The following is a 13,356-nucleotide window of genomic DNA, read 5'->3' on the forward strand; positions in this document are numbered from 1 at the left end:
TGGTCTGCGGACCTAGAACCCGTCTTCAGGCGCGATGCGACGACTCCACAGCGACCACGCGAGGGCAGCGAGCGCGGCGGTAATCTGGATGCGAGCGCCTCCACGACACTGCGAAACCGGCAGGAGAAGGTGATGTCCGACGACACGTCGGCGCTCCGGGCCGGCCGCGAGGCCTACACCCGGCGGGACTGGAGCGTCGCCTACACCCAACTGTCGATCGCCGATCGGCAGGAACCGCTCGGGGGTTCGGATCTCGAGCGACTCGCGGTCGCCGCCTATCTGATCGGTGAGGACGACGCCGCTACCGAGTTCTGGACTCGGGCCGTGAACCAGTGGGGACGCAGCAGCGATCCTGTAAGTGCGGCACGCTGCGCATTCTGGCTGGGACTTGCCCTGTCCCTCAGGGGTGAGCAGGTTCGCGGTGGCGGCTGGCTGGGCAGGGCCCAGAAGCTACTGGACACCACGGGTGTCGACTGCCCCGAACGCGGCTACCTCCTGGTCCCCCTGGGACTCCAGCGCCTGGCCGAGGGAGACGGCGCCGCAGCGCGGGAGGTGTTCTCCACTGCAGCAGTCATCGGTGAACGGTTCGCCGACCCCGACCTCATCTCGCTGGGCGCGCTCGGGACAGGTCATGCGCTCATCGTGCTGGGGCGCCACCTCGACGGCGTTGCGGCCTTCGACGAGGCAATGATCCGGGTGACGTCCGAGGAGGTGTCTCCCATCGTCACCGGGATCGTGTATTGCGCTGTGATCGAACAGTGTCAGCGCATTTTCGACCTGCGCCGCTCGCAAGAATGGACTGCCGCACTGACGCGGTGGTGTTCGGCGCAGCCGGACCTGGTGCCCTACCGCGGCCAATGCCTCGTCCACCGCGCCGAGATCCTGCTACTGCAGGGCGCGTGGGCGGAGTCCATGGAGGCGGCCCGGCATGCACACCGAAGACTCACCCAGCCGACGGTGCACGCCGCGGTGGGGTCCGCCAGCTATCTGATGGCTGAGCTTCATCGACTGCGCGGTGAGTTCGCGCAGGCCGAAAAGTTGTACACGGAAGCGAACAAGTGGGGTAGGCCGCCGCGGCCCGGGCTTGCCCTGCTGCGAATGATGCAGGGCCGGATAGGCAGCGCGGTGGCCTGCATCCGGCGTGAGGTCGACGAGACGCTCGACCCACTCGAGCAGGCACGACTCCTCCCGGCATGCGTCGAGATCATGCTCGCCGCACACGATGTCCCGTCGGCCCGCGCCGCCGCAGCAGCCCTCGACACGCTCGCCGCACGCCTCGACATCCCTTACCTCCACGCCGTGGCGGCGCAGGCTTCGGGGTCGGTTCTGCTCGGAGAATCCCGGGCGCAGAACGCAGTGGCCGTCCTCCGCGAGGCGTGGGAACGGTGGAACCTGATCGGTGCGCCGTACGAGGCGGCACGCGTGCGGGAGCTGATCGGGCGGGCGTGCCGCGAGCTCGGCGACGTGGACACCGCACGGATGGAGTTCGATCTCGCCGCCGCGATCTACCGCGACCTGGCGGCCGCTCCCGATCTGGAACGGGTACGGACGGAAGTCGGAACCGAATCCTCGGCTTCGCCCCTGACTCCACGTGAGCTGAATGTGCTCCGCCTCGTGGCCGCGGGGAAGACGAATCGCGCCGTCGCCGAGGACCTGTTCCTCAGCGAGAAGACGGTGGCCCGGCATATGAGCAACATCTTCCTCAAACTGGGAATCTCTTCCCGCTCCGCTGCGACCGCGTATGCCTACGAGCATCGTCTCGTGGAGCCGTCTGCATAGAACTACCCATGCCGGGTGGAGAATTCTGCATCATTCTCCCGAAGCCCCTCGGCCGGGTGCGGTCATAGCGTCGTAGCTGACGATTTCCACCCTCGACGAAGAGGCAATGACCATGACTACAGAACAGTTCGACACGATCGTGATCGGCGCCGGGCAGGCCGGTCTCGCGACCGGATACCACCTCGCCAGGCTCGAGCAGCGGTTCGTCATTCTCGACGCCCACGACCGGGTGGGTGACGTATGGCGGGAGCGGTTCGACTCGCTCCGTCTCTACAGCCCAGCCAAATACGACGGCTTGCCCGGTTGGGGCATTCCCACACGTTCGTGGACATGGCCCGGCAAAGACGAGGTGGCCGATTACTTCGAGGCGTATGCAGACAGATTCTCCCTCCCTGTTCGCACCGGTGTCACGGTGGACGGGCTTTCGCGGAGCGGCGACGGGTACGTCGTCACATCCGGGGCCGGGACTTTCGAGGCCACCAATGTCGTGGTGGCGTCCGGCACCTGGCAGACACCTGTGATCCCGGATCTCGCCGAGCAACTCGACCCCCGGATCAGGCAACTGCACTCCAGCGACTACCGCAACCCCGCCCAGTTGCAGGACGGACCCGTGCTGGTGGTCGGGTGCAGCCACTCCGGCGCGGACATCGCGTTGGAGGTTTCTGCTGCACATCGGACCACGATCTGCGGCCCTGTCCGCGGCGAGTTGCCGTTCGACATCGAGGGACGCGCCGCGCACATTGCGATCCCGATCATGTGGTTCATGGCCAATCACATTCTCACGGAACGCACTCCGATGGGACGGAAGATGCGCCCGCACGTCCGGTCCGGCGGCGGCCCACTCCTACGGGTCAAGCGAGCCGACCTTGCCGATGCCGGGGTGGAACACTTCCCCGCGAAGGTCACGGCCGTGCGCGACGGCAGGCCCGTCCTCGACGACGGATCCGAACTGGACGTCCGAAACATTGTCTGGTGCACGGGTTTCACCAAGGACACCTCGTGGATCCGGATCCCGGTGACCGGCGCCGACGGTTGGCCCGAGCAATCCCGTGGTGTCTCGCCGGACCATCCCGGACTGTACTTCGTGGGTCTCCCGTTCCTCCGGGCGTTCGCCTCGATGCTCACCGGCGGTGTCGGCAGAGACGCCGAGTACGTCGCGAAACACATTGCCCGGCGGAATAACAGGCCGATAGTCAGGCGGTCAGCACCAGACCTGACGTCGGGACACCCGTCCCCGCGGTGACGAGCACGTGCTGCACGTCCTTCACCTGGTTCACCGACGTGCCGCGGATCTGCCGGACGCCCTCGGCGATGCCGTTCATCCCGTGGATGTAGGCCTCGCCGAGCTGGCCGCCGTGAGTGTTGAGGGGTAGCCGGCCGCCGATGTCGATGGCGCCGTCGGCGATGAAATCTTTGGCCTCGCCGCGGCCGCAGAATCCGAGTTCCTCGAGCTGCATCAATACGTAAGGAGTGAAGTGGTCGTAGAGCACCGCCATATCGATGTCCTGCGGCCCGAGCCCCGCCTGTTCCCACAGCTGCCTGCCCACCAGTGCCATTTCCGGTAGTCCCGCGAGTTCGGGCCGGTAATAGCTGGTCATGATGTACTGGTCGCTGCCGCTCCCCTGCGCTGCTGCCGAGATCACAGCGGGTTTCTGCTTCAAATTCCTGGCTCGCTCGGGCGAGGTGACCACAATCGCGATGCCGCCGTCGGACTCCTGACAGCAGTCGAGGAGGTGCAGGGGTTCGGCGATGAACCGGGAGTTCTGGTGATCCTCGAGGGTGATCGGCTTGCCGTAGAAGAAGGCCTGCGGGTTGTTGGCCGCGTGCTTCCGGTCGGTGACGGCGATCCGGCCGAAGTCGGCACTCGTCGCGCCGTACTCGTGCATGTAGCGCTGGGCCACCATCGCGACGAATGCGGCCGGAGTGGACAGGCCGTGCGGGTACGAGAACGCGTTGTCGGTCCCCGAGGAATTCACCTGCTGCACCAGACCCGAGTTCACCTGGCCGAACCGCATTCCGGAACGCTCGTTGAATGCCCGGTACGCCACCACCACGTCCGCGACCCCGGTGGCCACGGCCATCGCGGCCTGCTGCACGGTCGCACACGCCGCTCCGCCGCCGTAGTGGATGCGGCTGAAGAATTTCAGGTCCAGGATTCCGACCGAACGTGCCACGGCCGCCTCGGTATTGGTATCCATGGTGAACGAGGTGAGCCCGTCGACGTCGGCCGGTGTCAGGCCGGCATCGTCCAGTGCCGCGAGCACCGCCTCGGCAGCCAACCGCAATTCGCTGCGACCGGAATCCTTCGAGAAATCGGTGGCGCCGATGCCGGCGATGACAGCCTTCCCCGACAATCCCTTCATGCCCCGGCTCCGTTCGTGGTTCCGTTCACCACGAGCGTCACCTGTGATGTGATGTGGTTACCGAGCGAGTTCTTACCGACCACATCGAGGCTGACGACACCGTTGTCGATCGCGGCCACCGTCCCGCTGAGCGTCAAGGTGTCGTAGGCGTACCACGGAACTCCGAGCCGGAGCGCGATCGACTTGATGACGGCGGTCGGACCTGCCCAGTCGGTCACGAATCGCTGCACCAGACCGGTGTCGGTGAGGATGTTCACGAAGATGTCCTTCGACCCTCGCTTCTGCGCCAGATCGCGGTCGTGGTGGACGTCCTGAAAATCGCGGGTGGCGAGCGCGGACGACACCACGAAGGTGGGATCGCCTGCAATCGCGAGCTCCGGCAGGGTGGTGCCGATCGTGACGTCGAGAGTAGAGGTCATCAGTGCTCCTTCGTCGCAGGCTGCCACGCGTACAGGGTCCATGGCGCCCCGCCGGTGTCGTCGTCGCCGGGAAAGTCGAGGTAGATCGCCTCCACGGGCATTCCCACCCTCACCACGGAGGGCTCCACGCCGCGCAGTTCACCCAGCATGCGGACACCCTCCTCGAGTTCGACGAGGGCCACCACGAACGGCAGTGAGCGCCCCGGCACCTTCGGCGCGTGATGAACGACGAAACTGAACACGGTGCCGCGGCCGGAGGCCACGAGGTAGTCCGTCGACTCCGCCTTGTCCTTCCACAGCGCCGGTACCGGCGGATGCTGCAGGGAACCGTCCGCCCGCTTCTGGATACGCAATTCGTGCGCGGCGACACCGTCCCAGAAGAATTGGGTATCCCGAGATGCGCTGGGCCGCATCATCCTCGACGGGTCCAGGTCGTCGAAGGACGCGCCCTGACCGTTCACCGAAGGTGCCACCGGTTCAGCGGGTTCCGGGGCGAACTTCAGGATGCGGAAAAGCATCTCGGCGACCAGCTCGTCGGCGCCCTCGTCGTCCGCGACTGTCCACCGGCTACGGGTGGTGAAGAACCACCCCTCGCCGAGGCCGGTCTTCTTCGGTCCCACGACGTCTTCGAGGGTCGTGGAGATGGTGACCTTCTCGCCGAGCCGCAGGTAGCGGTGGTAGGTCTGATCACAGTTGGTGGCGACGACGGACGTGTACCCGGCCTCGTCGAGGATGGTCGTCATGCGGCCCAGCGGGTCGTCGGGCTGGCGTTCGGCGTGCAGCCCCTGCATGGTCCATACCTGCGCCATCGCCGGTGGGGCGACGATACCGTCGTGGCCTGCTGCCCGCGCGGCGTCCTCGTCGACGTAGATGGGGTTCCGGTCGCCGATCGCCTCTACCCAGTTGCGAATCATCGGAAGGTTGATCGGGTCCCGCCCGGGCCGCGGTGCGCTGGGACCGGCGGATCGGACCTTCTCTGCTGCAGCGAGGATCTGTTCGGCACTCATGATGCGCGGCGCTCCTATCGCGGTACTCGGGGAAGCTTCAGGCCTGCCGTCGCGATCAGTTCGCGCATCACCTCGTTGACTCCCCCACCGAAAGTGATGACCAGGTTTCGCTTCGTCTGCATGTCGAGCCAGGTCATCAGGTGGGCCGTATCCGGGTCGGACGGGTCACCGTAGCGTCCGATGATCTCCTCCACGAGCCTTCCGATGCGCTGGATCCGCTCGGTGGCAAACACTTTCGTTGCCGAAGCGTCGGCAATGTCGATCGCCTCCGCGTCACTCGAGGCGACCTGCCAGTTGAGCAGTTCGTTCAGCCGATACGTTGCGTGGATCTCTCCGAGCGCACGCCGCACGTCGGGCTCGGCGAGCAGACCGTGGGCGACCACCCAGTCGCGAATGCGGTCGTAGAGGCCACCCACGCGGCCCGCCGGCCCCAGCATCACCCGCTCGTGGTTGAGCTGGGTCGTGATCAGTCGCCACCCCTGGTTCTCCTCACCCACAAGCATATTCACCGGTACTCGAACATCGGAGTAGTAGGTGGCGTTGACGTGATGGGCTCCGTCGCAGGTGATGATCGGTGTCCAGCTGTAGCCCGGATCTTTCGTGTCCATGATCAGGATCGAGATCCCACGGTGACGCGAATCCGCCGAACCCGTCCGGACGGCGAGCCACAGGTAGTCGGCGTCGTGGCCGCCCGTGGTGAAGATCTTCTGGCCGTTCACGATGTATTCGTCGCCCACCCGGACGGCCGTGGTCCGCAGTGCCGCGAGGTCGGTCCCGGCCTCAGGTTCGGTATAGCCGATCGCGAAATGCACTTCGCCCGCAAGGATTGCCGGGAGGAACTTGCGTTTCTGCTCGTCCGTTCCGTATTTCTGGAGGGTCGGGCCCACCGTTTGCAAGGTGACCGCCGGAAGTGGAATGTCCGCGCGCGTCGCCTCGTTCACGAAAATCTGCTGTTCGATCTCGCCGAATCCGCGGCCGCCGAATTCCACGGGCCAGCCCACGCCGAGCCAGCCGTCCTTGCCCATCCGCCGGATCACCTCACGGTAGGTGGGGCCGTGCCGTTCGGTGCGCATGATCTCGGCCTCGGCAGGCGTGACGAGGCCCGAGAAGTAACGACGTAGTTCCGCTTGCAACTCGCGCTGCTCGTCGGTCAGATCGATGAACACCGGGCCCCCACGAGGTCGAGTCGGTACGAGGCGCCGCCGACGAGGCGTGCCAGGTCTTTGGCAGTCGAGTAATAGCGGTGCAGCGGATAGGTGACGTCGACGCCGATTCCGCCGTGGAGGTGGTGCAGCACCTGCATGGCTGCGGGAACCTCCGCGGCGATCCAGTACGCCATCACATCGAGGTCGTCCTGAGCGTCGAGCCCCTGCGACACCCGCCACGATGCCGACAGTGCGGACACGTGCAAGGTGCGGGAGGTGACATAGACGTCGGCGATCTGCTGGGCGACCGCCTGAAACGTCGCCAGCGGCTTGCCGAACTGATGCCGGGTGGCGAGATGCTCGCCCGCCAGAAATGTTGCTCCCGAGAGCAACCCGTCGGCCACGGCACCGATGGAGGCGAGGGCGATCCGATAGAGCTGCTGGACCGCTTCCGGTCCACCGGCGAGGAGTTCACCCCTCGCTCCGTCGAAGGTGACAGCGAATTCGGGACTGCCGGACGACGAGGGTGCCGGAGTCAGCGACACCCCGTCCGACCCCGGCTGCACCAACACGACGCCGGCGTCGGTCGGCACGAGGATGCGGTGAGCACCGTCCGCATAGGGGACGGCCACGACGCGTCCGGTGACGAGGTAGTCGCCCCCCTCCGCCACCGCGGTCACCGACGGCGGCGCCGGGAACGGCCTCCCGGGCTCGGCGAGCGCCGCGGTGAAGGTTCGTCCGTCCGCGAGCCCGCTCAGCAACTCGTCCTGTTGCCTCTCGTCACCGAGCGCAACGAGGGGCAACACCCCGAAGCCCAGCGTCGCGAGGGCGGGGACGACCGCCGCCCTGCGCCCGACCTCGGTGAGCAGCGCACCGACGTCGGTGACCGAGAGGCCCTCCCCACCGAGACGTTCGGGTAACGCGAGTGTGAGTAGGTCGGCCTCGGCAAAGGCGCGCCACAGATCGTCGCCCTCGAGGTCGCGGTCCAGAAGTCCCCTCGCAACCTGGGCGATCGCCTCCTGAGTCTCGTCTCGGGTGAAGTCCACCTGGCATTCCCACTTTCGATTTAGAACGTGTTCTAGTTGTATCACCATCGCGGAACTCGCGAAAGGCCATCGCGGGAGGCGCTCAGGATCGGGGCAGTCCGAGAATGCGTTCCGCCGCGACGGTCAGAAGAATCTGCGTCGTGCCGCCGGCGATGGACAAGCATCGTGTGTTGAGGAACTCACGCGAGAGGGGACCTTCCACCCACCCGTCGACGCCGCCGAGTTCCATCGCGAATTCCGCCACTTCCTGGCGCTGGCGCACACCCACCAGCTTGCGCACACTCGACTCCGCTCCAGGATCCTGGCCGTCGAGCTGCCGAAGGGTGGTGCGCAGTTCGAGCACAGACCCGACGAGCGCGCCTGCGATCAATCGGCCGAGCCGATCGTCCGTCACCGGATCGCCTTCACCTGCGAGTGTCAGCAGCTCTTCCATTGCCGCGCCCAACGACGACCCACCGCCCATCGCGACTCGCTCATTGGCCAGGGTGGTGCGGGCCAGCTTCCAGCCGTCACCGAGATTGCCGACCACGAGATCGTCGGGCACGAACACGTCTTCCAGATAGACCTCGTTGAACAGGGCGTCGCCGGTGATCTCGCGAAGCGGTGAAACCGTGATTCCCGGGCTTGTCATATCGACGAGAAAGTAGGTGATGCCCTTGTGTTTCGGCGCATCCCGGTCGGTGCGGGCGAGGCAGATCGCCCAGTCCGCCTCGTGAGCCCGCGAGGTCCACACCTTCTGACCCGACAGTGTCCATCCGCCGTCGACCTTCACGGCGGACGTGCGCAGGGCCGCGAGGTCGGAACCGGCCCCCGGCTCACTGAACAGCTGGCACCAGATGATGTCGCCGCGCAGAGTGGGCATCGCGAAACGCTCGATCTGCTCCGGACTTCCGTGCTCGAGAATGGTGGGCACCGCCCACCACCCGATAACCAGGTCCGGCCGTGCCACACCGACTGCGGCCAGCTCCTGCTCGATGAGGATCTGTTCGGCGGCCCGCGCGCCCCGCCCGTACGGTTCGGGCCAGTGCGGCGCGAGATAGCCCGACTCTGCGAGTGCGGCGCGACGCTCGGAGTCGGGCAGCGCGACCAGTTCTTTCACCTCGGCTCGGATTCGGGCCCGCTCGTCGGCGAGTTCCGAGAGATCGAGGGACAGGTGTCTGCGGGCGCCGCCGCGGGTGAGTTCGGCCACCCTCGCGCGCCACCTCGTCGAGCCACCCAGCAACTGTCGCAGCGACGTCGCCCGGCGCAGATAGAAGTGGGCGTCGTGTTCCCAGGTGAAGCCGATCCCGCCGAGCACCTGGATGCAGTCCTTGGCGGTCTCCACCGCGGCGTCGAGTGTGACCGCCGCAGCGACGGCGGCGGCGATGGGCAGTTCACCGCCGTCTGCGTCCCACGCGTCTTCGGCCGCCACCGCGGCGTCCCAGGCCGCGGCACTCGACGCTTCGACGCGGCACAGCATCTCGGCGCACAGATGCTTGATCGCCTGGAACGAGCCGATGGGCTTACCGAACTGCTCGCGAATCTTGGCGTAGTCCACCGCGGTGCGCAGGCACCAGCGCGCGACCCCCGATGCCTCCGCCGCAGCCAGTGTGGCCGCGAGATCCCGGACCAGCCCCTCCCGCAGCCCGGTGATCACGCGGTCCGGTGCAACGGCAACGTCTGCACACCGGATGCGTGCGAGCGACCGGCTCTTGTCGATCGTGTCGGCGGGAGCCACCTCGAGTCCGGCGGACTCGCCGTCGACCAGGCACCACACGACGCCGTCACCGGCGTCGGCCGCCAGCAACACCGACATTCCCGAGCCCGCACCGATCGCGAAACCGGCGTCTCCGGTGATCACCAGCCCCCCGTCGTCGGCGAGGGTGGCGTTCACCGGCGGACTGCCGAGAGCGACCGCGCACGGAATCTTCCCGTCGGCGAGATTTTCGGACCAGGTCTTCGCAGCAGCGCCGGTGCTGCGCCCGACGACCAGTGCCGCCAGCGCGGTAGGCAGAACAGGACCCGGGACGAGTTCAGTTGCAGCCTGCTCGATCATCGCGGCGAGGTCGACGATCTCCGCACCCGAGCCACCGACCGCCTCGGGTACGGCAACGGAGAAGATCCCGAGCGACGCGAAGGACGACCAGGACGTGCGCCACGAATCCGCTGGTCCCTGGCGTACTGTGACGAGCGGGTCCGTGGACCGCGCCCACGCCTGGATCGAACCCGCTGCAGCCCTCTGTTCCTCGGTGGTGGCGATAGTCACAACGGGTTTCCGCCTCTCCTGAATGACACATTCGTCTAGAACGTGTTCTAATATGTCACCTGGCCATGAGTCAAGGCGCGAAGGAAAACACGTATGACGACCAGCTCTCGATCCCGACCCACGACAGTCGCTGCGGCGACGCTGGGCGAGGACGATCTCAGTTCCAACGCGCAGAAGGAACGGCGCAAGCGGATCCTCGACGCCACCCTGGCCCTGGCCTCCAAGGGCGGATACGAAGCCGTGCAGATGCGCGCGGTCGCGGAACGTGCGGACGTTGCGGTCGGGACCCTGTACCGCTACTTCCCGTCCAAGGTGCACCTGCTGGTGTCGGCGCTGGCGCGCGAGTTCGAGCGAATCGATTCGCGGGGCAAGAATCCGCCGGGCAGCAATCCCCTCGAGCGCATGCAGCTCATCCTCAGCCAGATCACTCGCGCCATGCAGCGTGACCCGCTGCTGACCGAGGCGATGACCCGGGCGTTCATGTTCGCCGACGCCTCCGCCGCCGCCGAGGTCGATCAGGTGGGCAAGCTCATGGACCGGCTGTTCGCGCGGGCCATGACCGACACCGAGCCCACCGAGGACCAGCTTGCCGTCGCTCGCGTGATTTCCGACGTCTGGTTGTCGAATCTGGTGGCCTGGCTCACACGCCGTTCCTCAGCCACCGATGTGGCGAATCGGCTGGAACTCACCGTCGAACTGCTCCTCGGTGACGGAAGCCGCAGACCTGAATAAGGGACGAACCGCGCACATCCGGAAGCGACAATGCGCTCTCCGCCGCTGCATCACCTAGATTTGAACGCGTGAGCGCTCAAGATCTGCCCATCGAACTCCGCCGTGCCCTCTCCCGGGTCGCGAGGACGCCTCGTCTCCTCGTGGCCTCCGACTACGACGGCACGATGGCCCCCATCGTGTCCGACCCCGAAAGAGCATTTCCGCACGCCGAATCGGTGCGAGCCCTCCGCGGTCTCGCCGGCCTGGCAGGAACGACGGCGGCCGTCATCTCGGGTCGGGCGCTGAAGGATCTCGCGGCGCTGTCCCGCCTGCCCGCCGAGGTTCAGCTCGTCGGCAGTCATGGATCGGAATTCGATATCGGATTCATCCACGCCATCGACGCCGACGCGCGCCAACTGCTCGCTGAGATCACCGAGGATCTGCGCCAGATCTCCCAACTGCATCCCGGCACCGGGGTGGAGACCAAGCCCGCCAGCGTGGCACTGCACGTCCGCAATGCCGACCCCGAGCACGGCGAGAAGGCCCTGGCCGCCGTCCGCGCCGACGCCGCGCAGCGCGTGGGCGTGCAGGTGACCGAAGGCAAGTCGGTGATCGAACTCGCCGTGGTCGCCACCGACAAGGGTCACGCCCTCGACCTGATCCGCCATCAGGAAGGTGCCACCGCCGCCGTCTTCGTGGGCGACGACGTCACCGACGAGAAAGCGTTCTCGCGACTGCAGGGCCCGGACGTCGGCGTCAAGGTCGGGTCGGGCGACAGCCTCGCCGAGTTCCGGGTAGACACCACCGAAGAGGTCGCGACCGCCCTCGCGTTCCTGCTCGAGGAGCGTCGCACCTGGCTGTCGGGCGCGCATGCCCCACCGATCGAGCGGCTCACCATGCTCGCCAGCCCACGGACCGTCGCCCTCGTCACTCCGGATGCGACCCTCACCTGGCTGTGCCACCCCGAACCCGACTCCGCCTCCGTTTTCGCGCATTTGCTCGGCGGACCGGAAGCCGGCCACTTCAGTGTCGGCCCGCACCGCAGCGCCCTGCCGCTGAGCCAGCGCTACGTCGACAGCACCATGACCGTGCAGACACGGTGGGCCAGCCTCTCGGTCACCGACTACCTGCCGCACGACGTGCGTCCCGGTCGCACCGATCTGACCCGGGTGATCAGCGGGCAGGCCGCCGCGGTCGTCACATTCGCACCGCGGCCCGAGTTCGGCCAGGGTCAGGTGATCCTCGAGGCGGTCGCCGAAGGATTGCGCGTGCACGGCACCAACGAGCCGATCGTCCTGCGCTCGCCGGGCGTCCGGTGGAACGTGACCTCCGACGGGAATCAGCAGACGGCCCACGCCGTCGTCGACCCGTCCGAAGGTGACGTCGTTCTGGAACTGCGGTGTGGCACCGAGGACATCGGCCCCTCGCACACACCGGAAGAAGAACGCCGCGCCGCATCGGAGGCGTACTGGTCGGACTGGGCGAAGGGGCTGACCCTGCCCACACTGAAGCCCGACCTGATGAAGCGCTCGGCGCTGACCCTGCGCGGTCTGGTCCACGTCGATTCGGGATCCATCATGGCCGCGGCCACCACCTCGTTGCCCGAGGAAGTCGGCGGCGTCCGCAACTGGGACTACCGCTACTGCTGGCTCCGCGACGCCGCGCTCACCGCGTCCGCACTGGTCAGCCTCGGCTCGCTGAGCGAAGCCGAGGGTTTCCTGGACTGGGTGCACGACGTGCTGGAGACCATTCCCGGCCCCGAGCGTCTGCATCCGCTCTACACCCTCCACGGCACCGGACTTCCTCCCGAGGCCGTGATCGACTCACTGCCAGGGTATGCCGGGTCGCGTCCGGTGCGCATCGGCAACGCCGCCAATCAGCAGGTCCAGCTCGACGTGTTCGGTCCTATCGTCGAATTGATCGCCGATCTGTCGCGTGCCCGCGAGAAGCAGGGCGTCGCGGTGGCGTTGAACGATCGCGACTGGGAGCTGGTGTGTGCGATGGTCGCGGCCGTCGAGCGCCGATGGTTCGAACCGGACCACGGCATCTGGGAGATCCGCGACAACCCGCGCCATCACGTGTACTCGAAGGTGATGGGCTGGGTGACCGTCGACCGGGCGGTGGCGCTGGCGAAGCACTTCGGCCGCCCCATCGAACCGGGGTGGACGCCGTTGCGGGACAAGATCGCGGACGAGGTGCGCGAGAAGGGGTGGAAGGACGAGGTCCGCTCGTACACGGCCGCCTACGACGGCACCGACCTCGATGCCGCCACACTGCACATCGGGCTCTCCGGGCTGATCGACCCGCACGACGAGCGGTTCGCCGCCACCGTCACGGCCACGGAAGCGGAACTGCGCAGCGGTTCGACGGTGTACCGGTACCACCACGACGACGGCTTGCCGGGCACCGAGGGCGGGTTCCATCTCTGCGCGGCCTGGCTGGTGGAGGCCTACCTGCTGATCGGTCAGCGATCACAGGCGGAGGCCTTGTTCGCGCAGCTCGTCGACGTGGCGGGACCGACCGGGCTTCTCAGCGAGGAGTACGACCCCGTCGCGGAACGCTCGCTCGGCAACCACCCGCAGGCGTACAGCCACCTCGGTCTGCTCCGCTGCGCACAGCTGTTGGCGTGAGCAGGCCGTAG

The 13,356-nt window shown here is 67.0% G+C and carries 10 protein-coding genes; 4 read left to right on the top strand and 6 right to left on the bottom strand.

What is annotated here, in order from left to right; translation table 11 throughout:
* Positions 1-132: 132 nt before the first annotated feature.
* Together JQT59_RS35100 and JQT59_RS35105 are read left to right on the top strand one after the other, a co-directional pair.
* Complete coding sequence (locus JQT59_RS35100) at positions 133-1,779, top strand: helix-turn-helix transcriptional regulator (RefSeq protein ID WP_213574266.1); 1,647 nt, start codon at positions 133-135, stop codon at positions 1,777-1,779.
* Between the two features lie 112 nt (positions 1,780-1,891).
* Positions 1,892-3,022, top strand: a complete 1,131-nt coding sequence (locus JQT59_RS35105) for a flavin-containing monooxygenase (protein WP_213574267.1) — start codon at positions 1,892-1,894, stop codon at positions 3,020-3,022.
* Here JQT59_RS35105 and JQT59_RS35110 read toward each other — a convergent pair.
* The 6 genes from JQT59_RS35110 to JQT59_RS35135 all read right to left on the bottom strand — a co-directional run bounded on the left by JQT59_RS35110 (position 2,973) and on the right by JQT59_RS35135 (position 10,004).
* Positions 2,973-4,142, bottom strand: a complete 1,170-nt coding sequence (locus JQT59_RS35110) for a lipid-transfer protein (RefSeq protein ID WP_213574269.1) — start codon at positions 4,140-4,142, stop codon at positions 2,973-2,975. The genes JQT59_RS35105 and JQT59_RS35110 overlap by 50 nt on opposite strands.
* A complete protein-coding gene (locus JQT59_RS35115) occupies positions 4,139-4,561 on the bottom strand; it encodes a MaoC family dehydratase (protein ID WP_213574271.1) in 423 nt (140 codons plus the stop codon). Before JQT59_RS35115 ends, JQT59_RS35110 begins: the two co-directional genes overlap by 4 nt.
* Positions 4,561-5,568, bottom strand: a complete 1,008-nt coding sequence (locus JQT59_RS35120; RefSeq protein WP_213574273.1) for a bifunctional MaoC family dehydratase N-terminal/OB-fold nucleic acid binding domain-containing protein — start codon at positions 5,566-5,568, stop codon at positions 4,561-4,563. The genes JQT59_RS35115 and JQT59_RS35120 overlap by 1 nt, the downstream gene beginning before the upstream one ends.
* A 14-nt stretch (positions 5,569-5,582) precedes the next feature.
* Entirely contained in the window at positions 5,583-6,734 is a 1,152-nt protein-coding gene (locus JQT59_RS35125; RefSeq protein WP_109326545.1) for an acyl-CoA dehydrogenase family protein, read from the bottom strand.
* Complete coding sequence (locus tag JQT59_RS35130; protein ID WP_213574275.1) at positions 6,719-7,759, bottom strand: acyl-CoA dehydrogenase family protein; 1,041 nt, start codon at positions 7,757-7,759, stop codon at positions 6,719-6,721. Before JQT59_RS35130 ends, JQT59_RS35125 begins: the two co-directional genes overlap by 16 nt.
* 82 nt (positions 7,760-7,841) lie before the next feature.
* Positions 7,842-10,004 (bottom strand): acyl-CoA dehydrogenase family protein, encoded by a 2,163-nt coding sequence (locus JQT59_RS35135; protein ID WP_213574277.1) that lies wholly within the window; start codon positions 10,002-10,004, stop codon positions 7,842-7,844.
* Positions 10,005-10,097: 93 nt separating this feature from the next.
* Between JQT59_RS35135 and kstR the strand changes: the two genes are divergently transcribed.
* Both kstR and otsB read left to right on the top strand, forming a co-directional pair.
* Positions 10,098-10,736, top strand: coding sequence for a cholesterol catabolism transcriptional regulator KstR (gene kstR / locus JQT59_RS35140; protein ID WP_109326538.1), 639 nt, complete (start codon positions 10,098-10,100; stop codon positions 10,734-10,736).
* A 68-nt stretch (positions 10,737-10,804) separates the two neighbouring features.
* On the top strand, positions 10,805-13,345 hold the full coding sequence (gene otsB / locus JQT59_RS35145) for a trehalose-phosphatase (RefSeq protein ID WP_213574279.1): 2,541 nt from the start codon (positions 10,805-10,807) through the stop codon (positions 13,343-13,345).
* Positions 13,346-13,356: the final 11 nt, after the last annotated feature.

This window comes from Rhodococcus sp. USK13 (genome assembly GCF_018343855.1).
Taxonomy (GTDB): Bacteria; Actinomycetota; Actinomycetes; order Mycobacteriales; family Mycobacteriaceae; genus Rhodococcus_F; species Rhodococcus_F oxybenzonivorans.